We start from the raw sequence: 23,624 nt of genomic DNA on the forward strand, positions 1-23,624 counted from the left end.
AGATCGCGGCGCAAGCGCGTTAGATGGTCAGGCTGGCCCCACCACAAGAGCGTTGAACCCCGCCCCGGCGGATCTTGTGGATTTAGGCCCATGAACGATCTCGTGCTTTTTCACCGCGCACCTAGAGAGCTTAAGGCCAGAAGGCGCGACTTTCGCACACATTCAAAGTCACAGATCGAGCGGCTGTGCAGGTCAATCCGAGAGTACGGATTCAATCAGCCCGTCGCTATTGATTCGGAAAATCGAATCGTTTGCGGCACGGCTTTGGTCGAAGCGGCGAAGCAGCTGGGCCTCAACCGCATCCCTGTTGTGGTATTAGACCATTTGGACGAAGCCCAATTGCGGGCATATGCGATCGCAGCCAACAAGCTCGCCGACCTTGCGGGGTACGATGAAGAGGAGCTTTCATTAGAACTCGCCGACATCCATACGTTGCTGGGTAATCTCGAGTTTTCCGAGCTGGGAATCGAGACCCCCGAACTGGATCGACTGCTAGGGTTGGGCCAACTTTCGGATCACGAATGCGACGAGGTGGTCCCCGAGACCGCCAATATAGTCTCGCGGCCCGGCGACCTCTGGCTACTCGGTAATCATCGGCTGCTGTGCGGCGATGCGTTGAACAGTGCGAGCTATTCCGCCCTCATGGCCGGAAAGCTCGCGCAATTCGTTTTGAGCGACCCGCCCTACAATCTCAGCGCCGATACCATCTCCACAACCGGTCGACACACCGATTTCCTCCAAGGCGCCGGCGAGCTCTCGAGTGCAGAGTTTACGCGCTTTATGACGAGCGCGATGCGCAACATGGCCGAGCACAGCCAAGACGGAGCTCTGCACATGATCTTCATGAGCTGGCACTTCTTGCATGAGCTGCTGCGCGCTGGTCGCATTGTCTATGACGAATTGAAAGGCATAATTACCTGGGTAAAGCCGTTCCCTACACTGGGCTCATGGTATCGCAGCCGTACTGAGTTCATCGTGGCGTTCAAAAAGGGCAGGCGCCCGTTCATCAACAATCTGGGACCAAGTGGCCGCGATCGCAGCACCGCGTGGGAATATGAAGGAATGGCTGGGTTCGCCAAGGGGCGGGATGAGCTCTTGGCCGCCCACGCTACGCCAAAGCCCCTCGCGTTGATTGCTGACGCAATTCTTGACTGCAGCCGACGTGGCGGGATCGTGCTAGATCCTTTTGCTGGCTCCGGCACGATTTTTCTGGCGGCCGAAGAAACCGGACGTGCCGCGCGCGCCATGGAACTCGATCCCAAATACGTAGACGTGGCGCTCAGACGGTTCCGCAAGGCCACCGGCATCGAGCCAGTGCTACTCTCCACAGGAGAGCGATTTATCGAGCGGGAAGCTATTGCTCACGAGGCTCAGGAGAACGAGCAGGCTCGCGATGGCGAACGATGAGCAGCGCGGAGGACGGTCTAAGGTTGGACCGGGCAATCCCCCGAGGCGCACCGGTGGAAAAAGGGGCAGCCCTCGCCAAATCCAAAGGGCCGTCCCCCAAAACGCAAGGCGCACGATATGCTCGGCGACTATGAACGGCTTCGGATGCTAGACAACTTCGCCGCCGTAATTACCAAAGTGGGCAACATCACTACGAAGGGCGAAGACCCCAAGTCATTGATCGAAGGATCTGTCCGCAACCTCTACGAGATCGCCTACAACTTAAAAACGCCGGCTCAGCACCGAGTGGCTGCACACAAGGTGCTGCTCGACTACTACAAGGAGAGCAGTCGTACGCTTGCGAGAGAGCAGGAGAAAATGTTCAACAATGCGCTCGACCACAAAGAACGGTGGAGTGCTCCTTTCCGCGATTGTGAGCGGCGAGGTATCCCCACTCCGAACGTCTATCCGCACCCGGACGATGTGATCATCCGAAATGACGGGTCCGTCGAGATCGTCGGACCAATGTGGCCGGAGCAGCAGCGCGACCTGGAGGCGGTTCTACTGATGCGAGGCAACATAGAAGAATGCCTTCCAGTCTTGACCGACGACCACTGCAACTCGGCGGATCGCAAAAAATTATTAACTACCTGCGAAGGCGCTGGAACAAGCTCAACAAGTCCCTGCCACCCCGTCTTCAGCGCCCGTTTCCCGTGGCCTAGAATCTGATGTGCCAAGCCGGGTACATGGCGCGTGCCCGCCCGAAGATTTCTGCCAGTCGCATTTCCTGATGCTCGCCAGTCAGTGTGTTTACGAACACGAAGCGATAGCGCTCGCCGACGCTTTGGGCCGTTAGCAGCTCCGCCGCTGTGATATTGAAGAAATAACCTTTGAGGTCCGAGCCCATGGCCGCGCGATTGGTGGACTTCACCTCGCAGATCGTGATGCGCTCGATCGCCTCCGCCACGGCGTCGGAATTAGACAGATCGAGATCGCCTTCCACCCGGATCACATCGAAGGCGGCACCGTACAAAACCTTACGATGTCTGGCAAAGCCGACCAGCATCGCGTCGCGTTCGGCCCTGGTGGGACAGCGGTAGGCCGGATCGACTTCCAGCAGTATCTCGACAGCGCGCTGGGCAGTGCGATGTCCCATGCCGCGCGAGGACGGCTCCGCGAGGGCTTCCGGGCGCATCACGGAAGCTGGTGCTTCTGCCGATAGCCATCGACCGCTGCGAGCAGACCGGCCGCTTCGGCGGGTGCCATGTCGTCGCTCCAGTCCTCTCCGGTCCGCGCCTTGAGGCGGAAGCGCCAAGGGCGAACCGGTCGCTCGTCAGCACGTTTCGCCAGACCGCGAAGCACTGTCTCTGGCACCTCGAAAGCGATGTCGTCGGTATTCACACACCCATATTGGCAATCTACGCGGTGGCTGCTGATCGTAAGCGGCGTCGATGCGGGACTGTCGCCCGCTTGATAGTTGGCGTCGGTGAATTGCCGATATTCGCCGGAGTAGAGCAGGACTGCGTAGAGCTGGAACGTTGCAGTGCCGGTGCGCTTGTTTATGATCGCTCGTAAAAAGCTGTCGGCGCGCATGCGGTCAGTGAAGCCGCCCTTAAACCTGAATCCAGGCTCCGTGGTCAGTGTCGCTGCTACCTCGAGCTCATCATCGTCGATCTTGACCTTCGCCGCGAAATCGGCGGGCGACAGGCGGGCGTATTGCTCGAGCAGCTTGGACTGCTGTTTTGCGTCTCTGCCATTCGTGTTTTGAGCCGATGCCTGGCTTACTGATAATGAAAAAATGCAAAGTGTCAGTGCCACTTGCCCAACAGCATCTATCCACTTGGTCCGGCTTGGCATCTCTCGTCGCTCCTATGTCCTCTCGGGGCGACGGCCTGAAGCCGGATGTTGGAAACCTGCTACTCACAGGCGCATGCGCCTTTACCGTTGCCGGCTGGACATGCGCGCATGCCACCCGGCCTTCAGCAAAGCTGTTGACCGAGCATGAGTAGCAGGGGTTTCCACGCCCCACCTTCGGGCTTTCACCGAAGGCAGGGGCAAATTGCTCGCAACGGGGCGCGAAGCAAGTCTATTCGACGGGATAAGGACGATTCTGGATAAAGTCCGCTTCGCGCCCTCACATCGGTCGTTGGGACCGAATTGGCGAAATCCTGAAAGCCGCCGTTCGTTATCCAGCGGTGAGCGGCGGCTGGGGCGACAGATGGAACTTTGCAGCCGGGCTGCCTTCAATCTGCCGCGATACCACCATCCTCCACCACCGTGCAGCTTGCGAAGAGCGAATGGGTGGGTCAATTCTAAGGTCGTTCGAAGGTGGGTCGCGGTGCAGCGCATTTGGGTCGCTGGCGTCCATTGATCGAGGGGCGACACAAATGATCGAACGATCGAAGTGTGATCTAGACCGGCGCTTGGAGCTACTGAATGCCGCTGTCCGAAACGGCCGTAGCGACCAAACCTGCCACCGCTACTGGAGCCTTTTCGTCCGAACGCGTGACGGCAACAGGTGCGTCATATGCGAGGCCGACACTCGTGTGGCGGCGCATCACGTCTTCCGAAAATCGCTCTTGCCCGAAGCACGTTTCCAAACAGGTAACGGCGTAACGCTCTGTATCGATTGCCACGGCGAAGCTCACGAAGGCTTCAATGGTGCAGCCGACATGGCACAGCCGATCGACGCGCAAGGTGGCGAGAAACTTGAACGCGTCGCCGAACTCTATCGGGTGCTCGCTCATCTATCGCATCGGCGGCATGTTGGCCGATCGGACTATTATCATCTCAGTGAACAGGTCATTCTCAAGTTCATGATGATGCAAGGCTTCGACCTCGGTCGACCGATCGTGGGAACGCCAATAGAGCGCGCCTGGTATATCTGGGATTGTTCACCGCCGTGCGTCGTGGAGGCGTTGATCCGCGCGAACATGCCAACCGGAGGCGGCCAAGCTCGGCGCCGCGCATGACCGAAACGACGTACAGATGAGCAGCGTACCATTCGGCGACCTCAAGTCGGCAGACCTCATCGTAGATGCAATCTATCAGAGCGATCGTAGTTCGACGACTGTGGGGTCGGAACCCCTTGCACCTCTAACCGGAACGGGAAATCAGGGTGGCTTTCGCTTTTCGGGGAGCATCGCCATGCCGGAACTCGTCGTGCTCTACACGACGATGTCCGAGGCCGACTGGCCCGATGCGATCGACGAAGAGAACGGACTGTTCTACTATTATGGCGATAATCGCAGGCCAGGATACGAGCTGCACGATCGTCGGTCAGGACGCGGGGGAAACCAGATCCTTCGCAACGTGTTCGAGTGGACTCATGGCGGGCCGGACGATCGCGTCAAAGTGCCCCTTTTCTGATCTTTTCGAAAGGTGAAAACCGGAGAGACGCGATCTTTCGTGGCCTGGCCGTGCCTGGTGCCGAGCATCTTGACGCCGGCTCCGACCTCGTTGCGACGTGGAAGTCGATCGAAGGTCAGAGGTTTCAGAATTACCGCGCGGTGTTCACGATCCTCGACGTCGCTCGCGTGGACAGGACATGGCTATGTGCCATTCGAGCGGGCGATAAGCTCGGTCCGACCTGCCCGAAGCCTTACCAGCAATGGATCGCTTCTGGTCGCGCAAAGGCGCTTCGTGCGGAGCGTGTGAAACGCACGCGCTCGGCAGCCGAGCAATTGGGTCGCACGCCGAACCAGCGTGCCGTCGCCAAGGCGGTGCACGACTATTTTTCGGGATCACCCGTAGCATTCGAGCATTTCGCGGCAGCCGTGGCGCGTATGATGGACGCCAACATCGTCAGTCTCGATGTAACTCGCCCGAGCCGAGACGGCGGTCGCGACGGCATAGGCCAGTACCGTGTGGGGCAATCACAAAATTGCATCACCGTCGACTTCGCGCTCGAAGCCAAATGTCATGCGCCGACGTCCGGGCTCGGCGTAAAAGTACTTTCTCGCCTCATCTCGCGACTGAGGCATCGGCAATTCGGGATATTGGTGACGACCAGTTTCCTCGCCGACCAAGCCTATCAAGAGCTGATCGAGGACGGCCATCCGATAGTGGTTTGTGCAGGGGGCGACATCGCCGAGCTCTTGATCGACCGAGCCGGCGTGGCAACCGCAGCCGAAGCTACCGAATGGTTAGGCCGTACCTTCCCGCTCGACGCCGCTATCGCGGCCGACGGCGCTGCGGCCGGCTAGACCGCCGAAAGATCGTTCGGCGATCCTATCTTGGTTCGTCGATACGCATCGGGGCTATGAGCGATCTAGCCGTGGCGTCACCGCGTCGCGGCTGGGGCACGATTTCCCGGCCTATCGCTAGTCCTCCGCCGAAGGTGGTCATCGAAGCGCACGGAAACGCTTGCATTTCTTCATGACATAATGAAGAACAATCTTCAGACTCTTGGGGGAGAGGCGCGTGGCGCAAAAAGACAGCGACATCCTTCAACTGCGTGTTCCTCAGGAGCTGAAGCGCAAGCTGGCCATGGACGCAGCAAAGAACGGCGTCACGATCCGCTCTTTGATTCTCAATGCCCTGGTTTCCGCCGGCTACGACGTCCCCGAGGAAGAAATTCGCGATAAGCGGAAGGTTCGGTGATGCCCGCTCTGCAAACCTCTCGCGGCGCCGCGGAAGCGCGCCAAGGCGTGGGCGTATCGGCGCGCGGCTCGGTCATCGACCTGTTTTGCGGTGCCGGTGGACTGTCACACGGATTTAGGCTCGAAGGGTTCGACATCGTGGCAGGCGTCGATTTCGACGCGAAATGCAAGTATCCTTTCGAGCGCAACAACGACGCGCCTTTCCTGCTTGAGGATGTCGCCAAGATCGATGCCGGCCGACTGAATTCACTGTTCACGCCTGGTCTTCCTAGAGTGCTGGTCGGCTGCGCTCCCTGCCAACCCTTTTCGAAATATTCGCAAGGTCGCGAGGACGGTCGCTGGCAATTGCTGGAGCATTTCTCTCGCCTCATCTGCGAGGTGCAACCCGACGTCGTTTCAATGGAGAATGTGCCGAGGCTCCAGAAGTTCATGGGTTCTGCCGTTTTCAGCACGTTTGTCAGGGCACTGAGAAACAACGACTATTTCGTAGATTGGAAGATCGCATATTGCCCGGACTACGGCATTCCGCAGTCACGCTCGCGGCTCGTTCTTCTCGCTTCTCGGTTTGGACCGCCCGGCGTTCCGGAAGCCACACACACCGCAGATCGATACAGGACGGTCCGCGACGTCATCGGCGATCTTCCCGCGCTCACGGCTGGTGGGGCGGACCAAGCCGATCCGTTGCACCGTTGCAGCGAGTTGTCCGAGAATAACGTCAAGCGGATGCGCGCGTCTCGGCCAGGCGGAAGTTGGCGAGATTGGAAGCAGGACCTAGTGACGCCCTGCCATCGCCGCGAAACTGGTCAGGGATATTCGTCGGTTTACGGTCGAATGAAATGGGACGAGCCGGCGCCGACGATAACGACGCAATTCTTTGGGTTCGGAAACGGTCGTTTCGGACATCCCGAACAAGATCGGGCCATTTCGTTGCGTGAAGGCGCGCTGATTCAGACTTTTCCTCCCGACTACGCCTTTGTGCCAGAGGGACAGAAGATCGAAATCAAGACCTTGGGTCGCCTCATCGGCAACGCCGTGCCCGTAAGCTTAGGTCAAGCGATCGCACGTCGCATCAGTGCCCATCTCGAAGAGTATGGCCGGTGACGCTTCCGTTCGCCGACGTCGATCCGCTTCGGCGCAGGATCATGTCAGCTGTGCGCGGCCGAGACACGAAACCGGAAATGATCGTCCGTCGCCTGCTCCACGCTATGAACTACCGGTTCCGATTGCACCGCAAGGATCTACCGGGCAGCCCGGACATCGTATTCGGCAGGCGGCGTAAGGCGATTTTCGTGCATGGTTGCTTTTGGCATCGCCATCCGGGTTGTTCGAAAGCGAGCACTCCGAAGAAGCGGGCCGAATTCTGGGCGGAGAAATTCGATCGAAACGTCGAACGAGATCGTTCCGCGGAGATGGCGCTGCAAAAGGCCGGCTGGAAAACATTAGTCGTTTGGGAATGTGAGACGCGCTTCCTCGAGCCGCTCGCGAAGAAGCTCAAGGCCTTTCTCGACGAGCCAGGTTTTCGATCGGAGGCAACGGCGTGACCGACCAAGCCATCACGACGGAACCGGAAGTCGACGATTTCGACGCGCAGCTTGGCGCCGCCCAAAACAAGGTAACTTATTTCAAGGCCGACTCCGCGCTGCTGCGAGAACTTGGCGAGCGCCTCGTCGGCAAGCCGTACATCGCCTTGGCCGAGCTCATCAAGAATGCCTATGACGCGGATGCGACGCGTTGCGTCATCACTCTCACGCAGTCGAGGATCGAGATTTCCGACGACGGGCATGGGATGACCGAGAAGGAGTTCCTCGACTACTGGATGACCGTAGGCACGCGGCACAAACAGCATTCCGAGACCAGCCGGACGTTGAACAGGCGCGTCACCGGGTCGAAGGGCGTCGGTCGCCTCTCCGCCCAGTTTCTCGCGGAGCGGATGCAACTCCTTTCGACCGCCAAAGGCAGCCGCACGCGCCTCCATGCGTTCGTCGACTGGGAGACGGCCATCGACACGGGGAGTCTGACGGAGGCGGAAGCACTATACCGGGTCGAGCCGACCGATCCCGCAATGTATCCGCACAGCTCACCCTCAGGCACGCTAGTGGTCCTGCACGGTTTGAAGCAGCTTTGGAACGAAGAGGAAATCAGGGAACTCGGTCGTCAGATCTGGATGTTGAACTCCCCGATCTACCTGTTCGGCAACAATCGCCGGCGGAGGGGCGATCCCAACGACTTCCGTATCGTCTTCAAAACCGATCTTCCGGGAATCGACGAGGCTTTCGAAACGCAGCTCACGCAAGCACTCGAAAACTATCAGGCGGTCATCCGGGGCAAAATCGAGCGCGACGGTCGCAGAAACACTTCCCGTGTCGCCGTTGCTTTCGACGACGAGGTTTATTCCGAAAGCTTTGACTGTCCCGACTTTCTGCGCGAAGCGGATTGGGAAATTCGTATCTACAACCTTGCGGGGCGGCAGGCCGGTGGGGTGTCTGTCTATGACATGCGCGAGTATTTCGAGAAGTACGGTGGTGTCACCGTGTTCGATAAGGGCTTTCGCCTGCCGTACTACGGCTCCGAAAACGATTGGCTCGATCTAGAGTACGATCATTCCCATCGGCGAAACCGCTCCAAGCTTCTTCCCGACCATCTTCACGTCGCGCGCGCGCTGAACGATCTTCCCACCCAGGGTCGAATTTTCGGCGTCGTAAACGTCAACACCTCAAGAGAAAACAAGCTGGCCGACGGAAGCCGTCGCAGCTCGGGCGAATTCCTGAAGATACAGGTATCGCGCGATCGCCTCGTCGCGAACAAAGCCTTCTCGGCCCTGAAGGATGCCGTGAGGCAGTCGATCGACTTTTACGCGACGTTGAAGCGGCGACGCGTTGCCGAAGAAGTAGAGTTGGTTCGGCCATCCGAACGGCCGGAGTCTAAACTTCGCCGCCTTCGAAAGCTGGTCGACGACGCGCTTGCCTCTCACCCTAACGACGAAACGATCGTCGCGATCGAAGCGGAACTCGATGACGTCGATGCCAGCTTGGAGAAAGTCCGCGAAAGCGACGAAGCGTCGCGTGTCATCTTGGGACCGCTCGCTTCGGCGGGCATGGCGGCTCTAGCGATCGAGCACGAAACGCGAAAGGAAATGCGGGCGGTTCGCTCGAAGCTGCGCCGTCTGATAGAAATCGCGAACGCGAACCAGATTCCCGACCTTCAGGAGACGGCCACCGAGTTGTCGAAATGGATCGATCGTCTCGAAGCCACGCGGAACATATTTCTTCCGATGATGGACGCGGAAGATCGCGAACGGATCGAGCCGTTGGAGTGCGAGACCGTCGCCCGCACTGTCGTCGACAACATACGCCCCTTGCTCGGTGGGGTCGAAGTATCGTTCGATATGGAGAGGGGACTTCATTTCCCCCAGCTGCCTATTCGGAATGGAGCGCAATCCTGCAGAACGTCCTTCTCAACGCAGCGAATGCGACCTTGGACGCGACTTCGCCGAAAGTCGAAATCTCTTCGATGCTCCATAACCGCTACGGTTACCTCTACGTGTCCGACAACGGCGTCGGCATTGGCGACCACCCGGAAGAGCTTTTCAAGCCGTTTGCGCGAAAGTCCAATATATCGGCCGACCGGCGCGAACTTGGAATGGGGGGACGGGTCTCGGCCTCACGATCGTGGAAATGATTGCCGAGAACCGCAACTGTGACGTCCGCTTCGTCGATCCCGGCGATCCGGATTGGAGCACTTCCTTCGAATTAAGCTGGCGCGTGGAGCGGTAGGATGCAGATTAGAGTTTGCGACGACGTCGAAACGATTGCCGATGGTTGGGTTGCGGCGATCAAGGCCGTGGTTCCCGACACTTTCGACGTCGCCCGTATGCCCGACGCCAAGAACGAAGTGTCCAACTTGCTTACCCGCAAGCTCGCGGTCGAAAAGGGTGAAGCGCCGTTGACGTTGGAGACGGCGTTCGACGGGATCGACGTGTTGGTCGTCGATTATGACCTGCTCCATCTCGACGAAACCGGGAGCCGCACGACCGGGGAAGGCGTCGCCAGACTTGCACGCACGTTTTCGAGCTGCGGTGTCGTCGTCGTGATGAACCAATTCAAGGGTCCACAATTCGATCTCGGGATGAGGGGCACCTCGACAGCTTCGCCGACGTCAACGTCGACGCCAATCTGGTAGGCCGGGCATCGCTTTGGGAAGATCTGACGCCCCAGGACGGTCAATTCGATCCGACGACCTGGACGCCGCTGCCTGGAATGTTGACCGCAGTGCGGGGCCTCAGCGACATTTTCGAGGAAAAAGGGTTCGACGCGGAGCTTATGCCCATAGTCGGGCTTTGCGAGGCTGCTTTGGCCGAGTTGTCTGATACCGCGTTCGGCTTTCTCAGCCTCGATGCCGAGACAGCGGCAGATCTCGCCAAGGTCACCGTGCGGGGATTCTTGATACGATCTTTGGGCGAGGAACTGGTGGACACGATGTGCCTCCACGCGCCCAAGATCATGTTCGACTTCGCTGCTTCGCGTATCGCGAAATGGCTGGATCGTGCGGTCCTCCGCCCGATGGATGTCGTGATCGACGGCCTCCACCTTGTCGATCGACTGCCTTTCATCATGGACGCCACCAAAGTGGACATGGCGGATCGAAATGCGTGGACAGCGGCGGCCTCAAAGCCGACTGAATGTCTTCGGTGGGACATCTTGGAGAAGTATGCCAACGACCCAGCCTCGCGCGTCTTGGGCCGCCCAGTCTTCGACTGGTATCGTCTGGCGAACGATGATCAAATCGATGCGCTGCAGGACGCCTATCTAGATGGCGAAAACGAGCGGTTCTTCCTTGCCGAGGACACTTCCCGCTTCGTCGGTCGGGACGACTTGACGCGGTATCGCGCAGACTTCCACAACTTTGGCGACCGTCGTGCGATCGAGCGGCTCGGCGACGTGACCTACGGGCCGCTCCGTCGTCTTACCTTCGGTTGAGCAAATGTCGGACGAGCATGATGCGGTGATCTTGCTGCTGGAACGGCTCAAGACCGAGGGCCTAAACTGGTATCGCAACGCCAAAACTTCCGATGTCGATATGTTCGAGCGTCGAATATCGGGTAACTTCTCGATCTTCGAGGGCGGCGAGATTCACACGATCGGCAGGAAGCCTACAGGCAGCTTTCCATCGAAGAAAATCCTGATCATGCCGCCATCGGGTCGCGAAGACGAAGCGATCCTCGGGCTTTGGTTGAAATGGGACTTCGCCGCGAACCCGTTCGAGTTCCGGCTCTTCCTTGGGCAATGGTCGGAAATCGGTGGCATCAAGACTTTCATCGCTTTCAGGTTCGAAGCTCCGGAAACCGGGGAACAACACTGCTATTATCATTGCCAGCCGTGCCGGGACTTCGGCGATCGCGATCCCGTGCCCCATGCCGCTCTGGTATCTCATCGTTTCCCGACGATTCCGTTGAACGCGACCAACATCGTCGAGCTAACGGTTTGCGCCCTCATGGCCTCTATGGGCAACAAAGCCATGAAATCATTCGTGCAGAAGCTGTTGCGAGATTCGGCTGCCGACAACGCGCCTCTGAAGGCCGCCTATTCCAGATGTTGTCGGTAAATTCGCCAAACTGCATCGGCGATATTTTGCGCGTTAACGGCCCAGCCGAGCAGAAGAAGTGAACCGGCACGATTGCGCGACCGAACGGCGGCTTGCCGCACTCTCGCCACTGCAACCGGACAGACAAGATACGGCCCAATCTCTGCCATTCCATTGATCGGGCCGCCAACGGCAGGAAATGGGCCGTTTGCTGTCTGGCAGCTGCTAGTGCGGGATCGCGGAAAACTGCCGCCCATTTATGCTGGGCTCTCGACTATTAATCGAGCGGCCGGCTCTGGGCCAAAAGAGACGAGCAGCTCCCAAAGATGGGGACTCTGCGCTTAGAAACCGCCGGAGCGCCGAGCACCTCGACGGGCAGAACTAATGCGACACGATCTGTCGCCTCCGTCTTCCACATTGCGAATCGCGATGAATACGAGTCGCGTCAATGATGGAGAAATAACATGAGCAAGGGTCGAGGTGGCGGCAGTTACCGCAGCGCGATCAGCGGGAGGTATGTCACCGCCAAACATGGCAAGGCCAGCCCCCACACCACCGTCAAGGAGAGCTGATCATGGCAAAGCGTTATGTGCGCGCCACCGGCAAGAACTCGCAGGGTGACATCACCCGGCTGTGCAACGCCGGCGAGTTCTGGTCCCCCGCAATAAAGCCGATGCGATTAACGACATCGAGCAGAATCTGCACGAATATTGGGTCAACTGGGCAAACGCCCCGGAGACCAAGATCCGCGTCGTCAGCGGGCCGACCGGCAAGTACCTCCGGACCGATCGCGACACCACGTCGCGCAACAATCTGGACGACCTGCCCGACTGCTGACCGATCGGATCGGGAGCCGGAGCAGCGCTTCGGCTCCTCTCCCGTTACGGCATCGACGGAAAGTCGGAGCGGCGGTGACCCGCTACCATTTGCGCAAGTTCGGGCGGCGAGATCACTTCGACCGCATCCCCCACGTATAGAGATGCCAGCACATCTCGAGCAGCCCCGCTGCCCGGAACCGCACGACTAGCGAACCGTCCGGCTCCCGCTCGACGGTCTGGGCCGGATGGAACATGAAACTTTCCGCCCACCGAACTGCCTTGGGGGCGAACCGCCAGGCAACGTCGTGGATGCCGCCCTCGTGCTGATAGGAGCCGAAGCAACGGTCCGCATGTTCGTTGAGATCGAATCCTTCCTTGCGGACGAATGTCTTAGGAAGAACGGCGGCTTCCTCGATAGCATCGACGCGAAAGTGCTGAATGCCGCCTCCCACCTTGCCCAGATCGACGGCAACAAGATAGCGCCGCGCCCCGAGCAAAAGTCCATGCGGAGCTACGATACGTTCCCGCGCGACCGTGTCCTTCCAGCCGCGGTAGAGGATGCGCAGCTGAGAGGTGCCCTTAAGTGCAGTGGAGATCGCGACATCCACCGCCTCGTTTCCCATCTGCCGCGGACCCGGGCGGGCCGCATGACCCAAGGCCATGAGAAGCGCCTCTTCATCGGCCTCGAGCCGACGGCTGCGTTCATCGGGGATGAGCGCCAAGATTTTGGAATGGAGGCAGCGAAGTGCCTCGACCTGGTCCGTGCCGGCCCCTTTGCCGAGCATCTCCAGCGCCAACGAGAGGGCTGCCAATTCTTCTGCGGTCGGTGTAAGCAACGGAGCCAGGGACTTGAATGGCAGCTTCCATCTTGCCTTGCCTGACTCCTCGTCCTTGACCTTCTCGAGTTCCGAGAAGCACTGCCCCAATGCCGCAATCACGCGTTGCGCAGTCCGGTAGTCGCGCTCTAGGATTTCTTCAATTTCGGCCAAGCTGACACCGCGCATCGATGCCGCGCGCGCCGCTATCGTCAGCAAGTCGATTGCATTGCGATAAGAAATTTGAACCTCCCCGGAAGCGACAACTTCTGTCGTGTTCCACCATCATGCTCATCTGCCATGATGAGTCGAGCGGAACATGCTCCGCAACGAGAGGATCACAAATGTTAAAGCACGGCGCGCAGACGCTCTTCTCCGCGAGCGATCTCGTCAACTTCATGGGGTGCGCGCACGCGACCGTGCTCGACGTGCGCAACTTGGCCACCCCTGCCACATTTCCGCCTGAAGACGAAAGCGCTGTCCTTTTGCAAGAGAAGGGCATCGAGCATGAGCGCGCCTATCTCGAGCGGCTTCGCCGGGAAGGACTCACGGTGGTGGAGATCCCCGGCGACGGCACCCTGGAGGTGCGGGTGGAGGCGACCCGCCGGGCCATGGAGGCAGGGCACGACGTCATCTACCAAGGCGCCTTCTTGGCAGGGCGGTGGCACGGCTATTCCGACTTCCTGCTGAAGCATCCCGGGATACCTTCCGCCCTCGGTGACTTCGTCTACGACGTGGCCGACACCAAACTCGCCCGCTCTGCCAAGCCGAAGCACGTCCTGCAGCTATGCGTCTATGCCGACATGCTGAGGGAGGTGCAGGGCACTACACCACCTTCGATGCACGTCGTGCTCGGCACCGGCGAGATCGTGACGCTGCGCACCGAGTCGCTGATCCACTATTTTTCGACCGCGCGCGGCCGCTTCGAGAGCTTTGCGGATAGCGTGCCGAACGCTTCCACGGGCGATCCCTGCGGCCATTGCACCTTCTGCCGCTGGTCGCAGCATTGCGACGACGAATGGGAAGCGGCAGATCATCTCTCGATCGTTGCTGGCATGGGTCGCAGTCAAAGAACGGCGCTCCGGCAGGCCGGCATCGATGACATCGGCGGTCTCGCCGCCTTGCCGGACGGCACCAGAATCACCGGCATGCAACCGGGAACAGTCGCCAAATTGTCGGCGCAGGCTCGCCTGCAGGCGCATCAGCGGCAGACCGGCGAACGGCGCGTCGAACTCCTCCCGGCCGCGCCTGGGCGTGGCTTCGCGCGCCTGCCCCGCCCGGACGCCGGCGACATGTTTTTCGACATGGAGGGGATCCGCTGTTCGATGGCGGCCTCGAATATCTGTTCGGCCTTGTCGCCTCCGAGGACGGCGAGGACCACTTTCACCCGTTCTGGGCTCATGATCGGGAAAGCGAGAAGGACGCGTTCGAGCAGGCGATCGACTTCATGACCGCGCGCCTGACGCGCCACCCGCACGCCCACATCTACCACTACGCGTCCTATGAGGAGGCGGCGCTGAAGCGGCTGGCCATGTATCATGGCACGCGTGAGCGCGAGGTGGACGACCTGCTGCGCGGTGACCGGCTGGTCGATCTCTACAAGGTGGTGGCTGAGTCGATCCGCACTTCGGAGCCGCGCTACTCCATCAAGAACATGGAAGCGTTCTATCTTCCGGAGGGTCGTCAGGGCGCGGTCAAGACTGCCGGCGACAGCATCGTGATCTATGAGCGCTGGCGCCGCATTGGCGGCGACCAGCTTCTGCAGGAAATCGCCGAGTATAACGAGGTTGACTGCCGTTCGACCCGCATGTGCCGCGATTGGCTCGTGTTGTTGCGGCCGCCAGAAACCCTATGGTTCACCGGCCGCGCACTTGAGCCCGCGGACCCCGTGAAGGTCGCCGCGCGTGAGGAGGCCGACGAACGGACTCGCAAAATCGCCGAAGCTCTGATCGCCGGCGAGGATGTCCCGTGGCGTCGGCTGCTCACTGATCTGCTGGAGTTCCATCGCCGCGAAGCCAAGCCCAGCTGGTGGGCCATGTTCGCGCGGCAGGACATGGACACGCAGGCGCTGCTCGACGACGCCGAATGCATCGCCGATTTGCAGCCGCACCCGACGCGTCGCCCATGGGCGGACAAAAGTCGGTCGTTCATCCATTCACCTTCCCGCCCCAGGATTTCAAGATGCGGGTCGGCGACAAGCCGCTACGGTCGGGCACGCTCGAACCGGCAGGCGAGATCGTCTCGCTCGACGAGGACCAGCACATCATCGAGCTGAAGCTCGGCCCGAGCCGCTCGCCGATCGAGACCGGCTGCGGGCTGATCCCGGAAGGGCCGATCGGCGACAAGGTGCTTCGCGCCGCAGTACATCGTTATGCGGAGAGCATCGCGGCAGGCGCGCAGAAGTACGCCGCGGTTACCGCCATTCTTCGACGCGATCGCCCGAAGCTGACCGGCCGCACACGCGGGCAGCAGATCGTGCCCGATGGCGTCGATGCGACGAGCGGTGCGATCGACGCACTCCGCTTACTCGATGACACCTATTTGCTCGTCCAAGGGCCGCCGGGTGCGGGCAAAACCTATACCTCCGCGCAGGCGATTGCCGCGCTTCTCGCGGCAGGTAAACGGATCGGCGTGGCTTCCAACTCACACAAGGCGATCAACAACCTGCTGAAGGACGTCGAGACCATGGCGGCCGCGCAGGGCCTGCGCTGCCGGGGCATGAAGAAATCCTCGCGCGAGGATCAGATGCTCGGCACAGGGAGCTGGATCGAAGACGTGGTCGGCGGCAGCGGCAGCGGCGTGTCGCCGCACCACCAGCTTGTCGCAGGCACGGCCTGGCTGTTCGCCCGCGAGGAGCTCGACGCGGCATTCGATTATCTGTTCGTCGACGAGGCAGGCCAGGTGAGCCTCGCCAACGTCATCGCGATGGGGACCTCCGCGCGCAACATCGTCCTGGTGGGCGACCAAATGCAGCTGTCGCAGCCGATCAAGGGCACGCACCCTGGCGGCAGCGGCCGATCGGCGCTCGAACATCTGCTGGAGGGGCACGCCACGGTTCCCGCCGATCAGGGCGTCTTCCTGCCCTTCTCGCGCCGGATGCACCCCGATCTCTGCCGTTTCATCTCCGACGCCGTCTATGACGGCCGCCTCGAGGCGGAAGCGACGACCGCCCGGCAGCGGCTCGAGCTCGATCCTGCGGCTGATCCGGTAGCGCTAGCCCTCACCGGCCTCCGCTTCGTGGGCGTGGATCACCTAGGATGCACCCAGCGGTCGCAGGAGGAAGCCGAGCGGCTCGCAATCACCTACCACGCGTTGATCGGCTCCTCATGGACCGACCGGCACGGCGAGCAGCATCGGATCGGAACCGACGATATCTTGGTCGTGTCGCCCTACAACATGCAGGTGGAACTGCTGCGACGAACGCTTCCCGAGGGTGCCCGCGTGGGCACCGTAGACAAGTTTCAGGGCCAGGAGGCACCGGTGGTGCTGATTTCCATGGCGACCTCCTCCGGTGACGACCTGCCCCGGAACATCGAGTTCCTCTACAGCCGCAACCGGCTGAACGTTGCCGTCAGCCGGGCGCGCTGCCTCGCCGTGATTTTCGCCAACCCCAAGCTTCTCGAAATTCCCTGCTCGACGATCGCGCAGATGGAGCTGGTGGATGGCCTGTGCTGGGCGAAGCAGTTCGCTGATGATCAGCAAGCCAAGGCATCTGCCGGGGTGCCGGGCTGACAGAGTAAGTCTTTGCCAAAAGTCGTCCTCTAACTCCTAGTCCTTCTGGTCACGCCGTGGTCGGCGATGTCACCGCGCTGAAACGGTGGTATCGGGATGCCGAGATGATGTGAGGAACAGCTCGGCATGTCCTGGAATGATCGTCGAAGTGGCTGGCGCAAGCATGCGGGCGATGCCCGCAGCGACGCCGATATTGACTACGGTCGGATCATCCACTCGGCCTCCTTTCGTCGGCTTCAGGGAAAGACCCAGATCCTCAATCTCGGCGACAGCGACTTCTACCGGACGCGCCTCACACATTCGCTCGAGGTCGCCCAGATCGCCGGGAGCGTTACCCGGCAGCTGCGGGAGGACTTTGCCGGGCAACCCGCCGTGGACCATTTGCCGAAGCTAGCCCAGATCCAGGCGATCGGCGCAACCCATGATCTTGGTCACCCGCCCTTCGGCCATGGCGGCGAGGCCGCGCTGAACTATTGCATGGCGGCATATGGCGGCTTCGAGGGGAACGGCCAAACCATCCGCATTCTAACCCGGCTGGAGAAATATTCGGATAGCGACGGCGCCGATCTGGCGAGGCGCACACTCCTCGGCACGCTGAAATACCCGGTTTCCTATGGCGCATTGGCGCATCCCGACTGCACGCCGGCTTTGCGCCCCGGGACATCCGTTCTGAGCCTCATTGACCGCGAGTCTGCCAAGCCGCCCAAATGCTACATGGACTCCGAACATGCCGCTGTGATGTGGATATTGGAGACATTGTCGGAAAGCGATCGCGACCGGTTCACGCGCTTCGATGCAAGTGATTCTGCCCCCGAGGTCTTCCGGAGCACCACCGAGCGCTCCATAAATCGCTGGATTGCAGCATCATGGACGTTTCGGACGACATCGCATTCGGCGTCCACGACCTCGAAGATGCGCTCGCGCTTTCGCTGATCACCCGACAGGATTTCGAGCAGTATGTTGCCCCCGAGGCCTGCGGGTACTTCCTTGACTTCGTAAACTCCAGAAAGCGGACCACATCCGGCAACGATGCATATGGCGATCTTGCCGCCATGTTGTTCGGAAGCGCGGCGCCGCGAAAGCACGCGATTAGCCGGCTGGTTGGCTATTTCGTTCAGCACTGCCTGCTGGAAGACAAGACCGAGTTCGAAGAGCCCCTCATCCGCTACCGTGCCGCCATGGATCCGAGCGCCACCGTTCTTCTGAAGGCGTTGAAAAAGCTGGTCTACAGGCGAGTGATCCGCAGTCCGGCGGTCCAGCACCTCGAGTTCAAGGGCCAGCAGATGGTTGTCGCGGTGTTCGAAGCGTTCGCATCGGAACCCGAGGCCTTCCTGCCACGCGGCACCTTCGCTCTGTTCGAACGCGAGGGCGGCGATATGCGGGTGATATGCGACCATATCGCTGGTATGACCGATTCCTATCTGCTGAAAACCTATGAGCGGTTGTTCAGCCCGCGGATGGGATCGGTGTTCGACCACCTTTAATCGTCTGGGATAACTTCAGCACTGCCCATAGGGCGATGAGCGAATGGACGGCAGATTATGGAATTACCGATCCAGGCGATGAACGGCCGAAATGCGGGCGCTTAGCCGTCGGGCGACTTCATGCAGTACGGACAACGACCAGTATCGATGTATCGGAGGCCTAAGCTCTCCATGAAGGCCTGCGCTTCCGCCACGGCGCCGTAACCAGGGTTCGGAAAAGCGGGCTGCCAATACGTAGGACCAGCGCCCTTATCTTGATTTTCTTGGCCGCGCCCGTCTCGACAATGGTCGCAGTCGCCGGAGTGAATGCGGGCGCGACCACTCGGTGGGATGACCTTAACGAAAAATGCCATAACGCCTCTCCGGCTTGCCAAGACAGATCAGCGTCGAGTTCGCGGGCTGCTAAGTCAATGTCTGCTTTTGGATTCGCACGCCTCGCACGAAACGGCCGAAAGTGAGGCGCATAACTGCCGGTGGGAGGCGGGACTACCGTGACAGCGGACGAGCGATTTTCGGTCCAAGGCTTTTGATCTATTACTATTATGGGCCGGGGAGAGCAATTTAACATAACGTTAGATCCCGCCGCACCGCGCAGGTTCGTGGAGTAGGGTGCGTGTAACTGCTGCGGTTGCAAACTCACGCCGCCGCGTCTTCCGCTCCCGGCAGGAACAGCCGGCGCTGCGCCTCCCAGGACAGCGGGATCGCGCCGTCGGCGCGCAGCATCGCTGCGCTGACTCCGGCGCGCTGGGTGCCGGCGAGCAGGGCCGTGACCATTTCGGGCGACAGAAACGCGAACCGGACGATCCGGCAGATATAGGAGCGGGTGACGCCCTCACGCTCGGCAAGCCGCGTCACGTCGAGGTCGCCGCCGCGCAGCGCCTCCCACCAGCGTCGCGCCTGGACGAGCTTGCCGACCAGCGCCGGATTGGCCTCTGCCTGCGCAGCGGCGCCGTCGCGCTGGACAAGCCGTAGCGCGCGGCCCGAGCGCGCCAGCCGGACATGGGCCGACAGCAGCATCGACCTCGGCGTGTCGGGTCCGGGTGCTGCGCCGGTCAGCGCCGCAATTGCGTCCGTTTCGGAGGTAATATCGAGGCGATCGTCGTGCACCGCGACGCCAGAGACGAGACGGCTGAGGGTTGCGAAGCATCGTCGTCGGCACGCGTCCGCCAGCATCGCGCATTGGGCGAAGAACGCGTCGATCCGGTCGGCTGGTGGCGCGAGCTTCAGCGTCGCCATCAGATCGAGCGGATCGTCGAACGCCTCGGCAACGCGCGCGGCGACCGCGCCCTCGATCTCGCGTGCAGGAATGCGTGATCCCGCCTGGCCAGCATCGTGCTGGAGCGCATCGCTCACATAATAGCGATAGCGAACGTTTCCCGCTTTGGTGTGGGTGGCCACGAGGGGCCTGCCCTCGGTATCGCGAAGCTTGCCGGCAAGCAGGCTGGGATGGGCGGCGCGGGTGCGCTGACGCACGCCGTTGCGGTGATCCGCCAGCAGCTGCTGCGCCCTTGCAAAGGTCTCCGCGTCGATGATCGCGACGTGCTGGCCGGGAAAGCGCTTGTCGCCATGCGCGATTTCGCCGGCATAGGTGACGTTGTTGAGGATGCGGTAGAGCTGCCCGCGCGAGAACGGACGGCCGCCGGTTTCGCGCTTCGTGATGCTGGTTCTCCGGGGTGTCACAATGCCCTGCGCGCGAAGCTCGTCGGCGAGCAGGCGCACATTGCCCAGCACCAGATAGCGCCCGAAAATGTGACGGACGAGCTCGGCGTGTTCCTCGATCACAGCGAGGCTGCGGCCATCGGGTTTGTAGCCAAGCGGGGGACGCCGCCCATCCACATGCCTTTTGCCTTGGAGGCAGCGATCTTGTCGCGAATGCGCTCGGCGGTGACCTCGCGCTCGAACTGGGCGAACGAGAGCAGCATGTTAAGCGTCAACCGGCCCATGCTGGTGGTAGTGTTGAACGACTGGGTGATCGACACAAACGACGTGCCCGCCTTGTCGAATGCCTCGACCAGTTTCGAGAAGTCGAGCAGCGAGCGGGTGAGACGATCGACCTTGTAGACGACGATGATGTCCACCCGGCCTGCCGCCACCTCGGACAGGAGACGCTGCAGGGCAGGGCGGTCGAGCGAGCCGCCCGACAGGCCGCCATCATCATAAACCTCGGGCAGGGCGGTCCAACCCTCGCTGGCCTGGCTGAGGATATAGGCGGCGCACGCCTCGCGCTGCGCATCCAGCGAGTTGAAGCTCTGCTCGAGGCCCTCGTCGTTGGATTTGCGGGTGTAGATCGCACAGCGGATGGTCTTCATGCGACGGCCCTGCGCTTCAGGCCGAAGAACGCAGGGCCGGACCACTGCGTGCCGGTAATCGCCCGGGCGACCTGGCTCAGCGAGCGCCATTCACGATCGTTCCAGCGGATCACATTGTCCTCGCCGATCACGACAATATGGGCGGTGCCATTCCACTCGCGCACCAGCCGCGTGCCGGGCTGGGCGGGCGTGGTGCGGGTCTTTGCCGCTGTCAGCTGTGCCAGCCTTTGTTGGGTAATGCGCGAGAGGCCGCCATACGCACGTGTCTGAATCTCCCACGCAAGCGCGAGACGCAGCAGCGCCGGACTGATCCGGGGAACGGGTTCCCCGGTCAGCTTCTTCCATCGCTCGTGCAAGGCTGCTGGCGGCATCTGTTCGAGTGCCGCCAGCTGCTCCTCGACAGCCGCCATTTCACGCGCTCGCAATGCGGTAGCAGGTTTCGGTGCCGCGCTTTGAGCGATCGACAATATGGCCCTTTTTGCGCAGCCCGGTGAGCGCCGCTCGCGTCGTGTGCGGAAGCCAGTTGGTTGCGTCAATCAGCTCGGCGAGCGTTGCGCCTTCGTCTCGCTGAAGGAGGGCGGTGACGCTGGCAGATTTGGTGGTTTTTGGCACCGATGGGGCAGGGGCTGTGTGTGCGTCCCCTCGGTCCCACCGCCTTCTCCGATGTTGATTGCCTTGGCGCCGGCATCGGTGAGGAAGATGCCGAAGCGCAGATCGCCGTCGGTTCGCTGGACGCAGGTGTTATCGCGGGTCTCACGCTCCTCGGCCAAGCCGCGCTTCAGGAGTGCCGCGATGGCGTTGGCGGCTTTGGCGCCAGCGTCAGCGATGGTCGGAGGCAATGGAATCAGGCTGCCGTTTTCACGGGCGGCAGCGGTGGAAAGCAGGATCAATTGCGTGTCGTTGAGTTTCGTCATGGTGGCTTCCTTACGGATAAGCGGCACCGCGCCGCTCCCACCACCCGCAGCCCCGTCAGTCGCGCTGGCGGGGCGATCGCGCAGCGCAGGCGCCGCGATTCACACATGAACCTGTTTGCTCGGCTTCGAGGAGAAGTCGAACAGTTTATGAGTCATCGGCCACATTCCCGCTCCCGCTTAATGACGACAGCGCGTCCACTTTCGGTCGTTGAGACCAGAACGATCTTTCAGCCGCATGCGCCGTTCGCCGAGCGCGGCGCCCGCCGCCGCGACAGCGGCGATCGCGCCCGCCGAAGTGCCGCCAATGCATTTAAAGTGATAGCGACTGGCCAGCTCGAGCACCGCACGCGGATAGACCAGCCCGCTGGTGATCCCGCCCTTCATCACCAGGTCGCAATATTTGTCCGGCTGACGCACGCGCGCTTCCTCCCCATCACCTAACGGCATTGCCCGATGTCTCCCGTCAGCGACTGGTCTCGACGGTCAAATTGCCGTTGGGCCGGGCATGGATGCGAATGTCGCCGTCCCAGCCGGTCGCGTAGATAGCGTCATGCATCGGATAGCTCGCAAAGGTCTTGGTGCGGGTGGCGACGAGCACGTTCCGGCCCCCACACGGTGGCGGCTGATCGCATCATCGAGCATCGTCACCGCGCTCTTGCGCGGATGGCCATAGGCCCAGGCCGTCCATTGCGCATGGACCGTGCTCGGACCCATCGAGATCACGGCGATGTCGGGAGTGATCGCGCCGAGCAGTTCGGGGGTGGTGCCGTTATACGAGCCATGATGGCCGACCGCATAGACCTGGGTGTCGAGAAGACGGTTGCCGGCATAGCGCTCGATCAGCGTATCGATCGCGCCATCCTCCAAATCGCCGGTGAACAGGAAGCTCGCCCGGTCATAATCGACGCGGATGGCGAGGCTATGGTTGTTGCCATTGTCGAAGTCCCCATCGTTCCAGCCGGGATTCTCGTCCCAGCTGCCCGAGAGCACGCGGATCTTAGGATCGACACCGGCGCAGGGGAGCGGCGGGTCGATCCGGTCGTTGGTCAAGCCATTGGGGCCGATGTCGGTCGACTTGACCGCGGTGAGCGTGACCGCAGGACTGAAATCGCCGGCATGATCGACCATCCAGCGCGCGCCGACACGGCCCGAACCAGTGAGGATGCCGTTGTGCACATAGTTCCGCACATGGAAGGTCTCGGCGACACGGCGCAGGCCTCGGTTATGATCGACATGGGTGTGGGTCACGAACACGGTCGCGAGCGTGCGGTTGAGATCGGTGCGCCTAGCGAAAAAGCTTCGAGATAGGCGATCAGATGATCGACCGCCTGCGCGTCGCGGCCGCCGGCATCGATCAGCACCGCGCCGCACGGGAATTCGAGCAAGGCTGAGGCGGCCTGGTCGACATCGATATAATGGACGATCGCCTCATCGCCTGGGACCGCGGCGGTAGCGACCGCGGCGGTCCCATCCGCGCGGCGCACGAAGCTCTGATAGACCCAGCCTTCACGGCCGTCGGCCAAGCGGACATGATAGTATCCGCGCTGCCGCTCGCCATTCTCGAGCCAATCAAGCCCAGTCCCGGGCGTGACATAGTCGACCCGGTCAGAACCGCTGCGCGGCTCGGCACGGACCGTCACGTCGCGCTGGACGACCAGATCCTGCGCTTGCGCGATAGTCGCGCACAGCATCAGGCCGAGGCTCAGCAACGCGCGCAGCAATGATCTCCCGATCAGGAAGCTGACCGAGATCGCGCCGCCGGTCAGCGCGACTTTCTTCTCGATGACATCATCATAAGCGCCTTGCGCTGGCATCTGGCGCCCCCTTCACCAAGATCAGCCAAAAGATAAAGCACCGAACTCGCAACTCATCCCTAAAGGCCAAGCCGCAATAAGGCCGGATTCAATCCACTTTGGATGGATCAAAGCTTACCTTAAACCTGCGCGACTCTATTTGAGAGATAGTATGCCACAACGAAGTAAACA

Annotated in this window: 27 protein-coding genes and 3 pseudogenes; 19 read left to right on the forward strand and 11 right to left on the reverse strand. The window is 61.1% G+C overall.

Annotation, left to right across the window (positions count from 1 at the left end):
* Window positions 1–90 precede the first annotated feature (90 nt).
* A complete protein-coding gene (locus PIB19_RS00760) occupies window positions 91–1,407 on the forward strand; it encodes a site-specific DNA-methyltransferase (protein WP_271239270.1) in 1,317 nt (438 codons plus the stop codon).
* A gap of 105 nt (window positions 1,408–1,512) precedes the next feature.
* Window positions 1,513–2,115, forward strand: a pseudogene (locus tag PIB19_RS00765) (hypothetical protein); the annotation flags it as partial.
* On the opposite strand, the gene PIB19_RS00770 reads toward PIB19_RS00765, so the two are convergent.
* Both PIB19_RS00770 and PIB19_RS00775 read right to left on the reverse strand, forming a co-directional pair.
* Window positions 2,105–2,581, reverse strand: coding sequence for a hypothetical protein (locus PIB19_RS00770; protein WP_271239271.1), 477 nt, complete (start codon window positions 2,579–2,581; stop codon window positions 2,105–2,107). The pseudogene PIB19_RS00765 and the gene PIB19_RS00770 sit on opposite strands and share 11 nt — an antisense overlap.
* Window positions 2,581–3,204, reverse strand: a complete 624-nt coding sequence (locus tag PIB19_RS00775) for a hypothetical protein (RefSeq protein WP_271239272.1) — start codon at window positions 3,202–3,204, stop codon at window positions 2,581–2,583. Before PIB19_RS00775 ends, PIB19_RS00770 begins: the two co-directional genes overlap by 1 nt.
* 728 nt (window positions 3,205–3,932) lie before the next feature.
* Here PIB19_RS00775 and PIB19_RS00780 point away from each other — a divergent pair.
* The 12 genes and pseudogenes from PIB19_RS00780 to PIB19_RS00830 all read left to right on the forward strand — a co-directional run bounded on the left by PIB19_RS00780 (window position 3,933) and on the right by PIB19_RS00830 (window position 12,404).
* The gene (locus tag PIB19_RS00780; protein ID WP_271239273.1) at window positions 3,933–4,358 is read left to right on the forward strand and encodes a hypothetical protein; all 426 of its coding nucleotides are present in this window, start codon (window positions 3,933–3,935) and stop codon (window positions 4,356–4,358) included.
* A 16-nt stretch (window positions 4,359–4,374) separates the two neighbouring features.
* Window positions 4,375–4,952: pseudogene (locus tag PIB19_RS00785) on the forward strand (hypothetical protein); the annotation flags it as partial.
* Between the two features lie 222 nt (window positions 4,953–5,174).
* Window positions 5,175–5,591 carry a restriction endonuclease gene (locus PIB19_RS00790; RefSeq protein ID WP_271241069.1) on the forward strand — a complete coding sequence of 139 codons (417 nt, stop codon included), beginning with the start codon at window positions 5,175–5,177 and terminating at the stop codon, window positions 5,589–5,591.
* A 217-nt stretch (window positions 5,592–5,808) separates the two neighbouring features.
* Entirely contained in the window at window positions 5,809–5,988 is a 180-nt protein-coding gene (locus PIB19_RS00795; protein ID WP_271239274.1) for a toxin-antitoxin system HicB family antitoxin, read from the forward strand.
* Window positions 5,988–7,088, forward strand: coding sequence for a DNA cytosine methyltransferase (locus PIB19_RS00800; RefSeq protein WP_271239275.1), 1,101 nt, complete (start codon window positions 5,988–5,990; stop codon window positions 7,086–7,088). The genes PIB19_RS00795 and PIB19_RS00800 overlap by 1 nt, the downstream gene beginning before the upstream one ends.
* Complete coding sequence (locus PIB19_RS00805; RefSeq protein ID WP_271239276.1) at window positions 7,085–7,528, forward strand: very short patch repair endonuclease; 444 nt, start codon at window positions 7,085–7,087, stop codon at window positions 7,526–7,528. The genes PIB19_RS00800 and PIB19_RS00805 overlap by 4 nt, the downstream gene beginning before the upstream one ends.
* Window positions 7,525–9,201 (forward strand): annotated as a pseudogene (locus PIB19_RS00810) (ATP-binding protein); the annotation flags it as partial. The gene PIB19_RS00805 and the pseudogene PIB19_RS00810, both read left to right, overlap by 4 nt.
* A 14-nt stretch (window positions 9,202–9,215) precedes the next feature.
* Window positions 9,216–9,665 (forward strand): ATP-binding protein, encoded by a 450-nt coding sequence (locus tag PIB19_RS23410; protein ID WP_443018764.1) that lies wholly within the window; start codon window positions 9,216–9,218, stop codon window positions 9,663–9,665.
* A 96-nt stretch (window positions 9,666–9,761) separates the two neighbouring features.
* Window positions 9,762–10,166, forward strand: coding sequence for a hypothetical protein (locus PIB19_RS00815; protein ID WP_271239278.1), 405 nt, complete (start codon window positions 9,762–9,764; stop codon window positions 10,164–10,166).
* A 77-nt stretch (window positions 10,167–10,243) separates the two neighbouring features.
* Window positions 10,244–10,963 carry a hypothetical protein gene (locus PIB19_RS00820; protein ID WP_271239279.1) on the forward strand — a complete coding sequence of 240 codons (720 nt, stop codon included), beginning with the start codon at window positions 10,244–10,246 and terminating at the stop codon, window positions 10,961–10,963.
* A 4-nt stretch (window positions 10,964–10,967) separates the two neighbouring features.
* The gene (locus tag PIB19_RS00825; protein ID WP_271239280.1) at window positions 10,968–11,588 is read left to right on the forward strand and encodes a hypothetical protein; all 621 of its coding nucleotides are present in this window, start codon (window positions 10,968–10,970) and stop codon (window positions 11,586–11,588) included.
* A 612-nt stretch (window positions 11,589–12,200) separates the two neighbouring features.
* A complete protein-coding gene (locus tag PIB19_RS00830; RefSeq protein WP_271239281.1) occupies window positions 12,201–12,404 on the forward strand; it encodes a DUF3892 domain-containing protein in 204 nt (67 codons plus the stop codon).
* 112 nt (window positions 12,405–12,516) lie between these two features.
* On the opposite strand, the gene PIB19_RS00835 is transcribed toward PIB19_RS00830, so the two are convergent.
* On the reverse strand, window positions 12,517–13,419 hold the full coding sequence (locus PIB19_RS00835; RefSeq protein ID WP_271239282.1) for a helix-turn-helix transcriptional regulator: 903 nt from the start codon (window positions 13,417–13,419) through the stop codon (window positions 12,517–12,519).
* A gap of 125 nt (window positions 13,420–13,544) precedes the next feature.
* Here PIB19_RS00835 and PIB19_RS00840 point away from each other — a divergent pair, with 125 nt between their 5' ends.
* From PIB19_RS00840 to PIB19_RS00860, 5 genes are all read left to right on the forward strand, one after another.
* A complete protein-coding gene (locus PIB19_RS00840; protein ID WP_271239283.1) occupies window positions 13,545–14,651 on the forward strand; it encodes a TM0106 family RecB-like putative nuclease in 1,107 nt (368 codons plus the stop codon).
* Complete coding sequence (locus tag PIB19_RS00845) at window positions 14,543–15,475, forward strand: TM0106 family RecB-like putative nuclease (protein WP_271241070.1); 933 nt, start codon at window positions 14,543–14,545, stop codon at window positions 15,473–15,475. Before PIB19_RS00840 ends, PIB19_RS00845 begins: the two co-directional genes overlap by 109 nt.
* The gene (locus PIB19_RS00850; RefSeq protein ID WP_271239284.1) at window positions 15,382–16,932 is read left to right on the forward strand and encodes a DEAD/DEAH box helicase; all 1,551 of its coding nucleotides are present in this window, start codon (window positions 15,382–15,384) and stop codon (window positions 16,930–16,932) included. Before PIB19_RS00845 ends, PIB19_RS00850 begins: the two co-directional genes overlap by 94 nt.
* Before the next feature lie 126 nt (window positions 16,933–17,058).
* A complete protein-coding gene (dgt, locus tag PIB19_RS00855; protein WP_271239285.1) occupies window positions 17,059–17,865 on the forward strand; it encodes a dGTP triphosphohydrolase in 807 nt (268 codons plus the stop codon).
* Window positions 17,799–18,416, forward strand: coding sequence for a hypothetical protein (locus PIB19_RS00860; protein ID WP_271239286.1), 618 nt, complete (start codon window positions 17,799–17,801; stop codon window positions 18,414–18,416). The genes dgt and PIB19_RS00860 overlap by 67 nt, the downstream gene beginning before the upstream one ends.
* A 636-nt stretch (window positions 18,417–19,052) precedes the next feature.
* On the opposite strand, the gene PIB19_RS00865 is transcribed toward PIB19_RS00860, so the two are convergent.
* The 8 genes from PIB19_RS00865 to PIB19_RS00900 all read right to left on the reverse strand — a co-directional run bounded on the left by PIB19_RS00865 (window position 19,053) and on the right by PIB19_RS00900 (window position 23,453).
* Window positions 19,053–20,198 carry a recombinase family protein gene (locus PIB19_RS00865; protein WP_271239287.1) on the reverse strand — a complete coding sequence of 382 codons (1,146 nt, stop codon included), beginning with the start codon at window positions 20,196–20,198 and terminating at the stop codon, window positions 19,053–19,055.
* Window positions 20,195–20,725 carry a recombinase family protein gene (locus PIB19_RS00870; RefSeq protein WP_271239288.1) on the reverse strand — a complete coding sequence of 177 codons (531 nt, stop codon included), beginning with the start codon at window positions 20,723–20,725 and terminating at the stop codon, window positions 20,195–20,197. The genes PIB19_RS00865 and PIB19_RS00870 overlap by 4 nt, the downstream gene beginning before the upstream one ends.
* Complete coding sequence (locus PIB19_RS00875; RefSeq protein WP_271239289.1) at window positions 20,722–21,135, reverse strand: DUF2924 domain-containing protein; 414 nt, start codon at window positions 21,133–21,135, stop codon at window positions 20,722–20,724. The genes PIB19_RS00870 and PIB19_RS00875 overlap by 4 nt, the downstream gene beginning before the upstream one ends.
* A gap of 1 nt (window position 21,136) precedes the next feature.
* Window positions 21,137–21,337, reverse strand: a complete 201-nt coding sequence (locus PIB19_RS00880; RefSeq protein WP_271239290.1) for a DUF3489 domain-containing protein — start codon at window positions 21,335–21,337, stop codon at window positions 21,137–21,139.
* On the reverse strand, window positions 21,262–21,639 hold the full coding sequence (locus PIB19_RS00885; RefSeq protein ID WP_271239291.1) for a hypothetical protein: 378 nt from the start codon (window positions 21,637–21,639) through the stop codon (window positions 21,262–21,264). The genes PIB19_RS00880 and PIB19_RS00885 overlap by 76 nt, the downstream gene beginning before the upstream one ends.
* Window positions 21,640–21,816: 177 nt before the next feature.
* The gene (locus tag PIB19_RS00890) at window positions 21,817–22,056 is read right to left on the reverse strand and encodes a patatin-like phospholipase family protein (protein WP_271239292.1); all 240 of its coding nucleotides are present in this window, start codon (window positions 22,054–22,056) and stop codon (window positions 21,817–21,819) included.
* A 66-nt stretch (window positions 22,057–22,122) separates the two neighbouring features.
* Window positions 22,123–22,893 carry a ComEC/Rec2 family competence protein gene (locus tag PIB19_RS00895; protein ID WP_271239293.1) on the reverse strand — a complete coding sequence of 257 codons (771 nt, stop codon included), beginning with the start codon at window positions 22,891–22,893 and terminating at the stop codon, window positions 22,123–22,125.
* Window positions 22,884–23,453 carry an SH3 domain-containing protein gene (locus PIB19_RS00900; RefSeq protein ID WP_271239294.1) on the reverse strand — a complete coding sequence of 190 codons (570 nt, stop codon included), beginning with the start codon at window positions 23,451–23,453 and terminating at the stop codon, window positions 22,884–22,886. Before PIB19_RS00900 ends, PIB19_RS00895 begins: the two co-directional genes overlap by 10 nt.
* Between the last annotated feature and the right edge of the window lie 171 nt (window positions 23,454–23,624).

Origin of the sequence: Sphingomonas sp. 7/4-4, from assembly GCF_027941955.1 — a bacterium.
Classification (GTDB): Bacteria; Pseudomonadota; Alphaproteobacteria; order Sphingomonadales; family Sphingomonadaceae; genus Sphingomonas.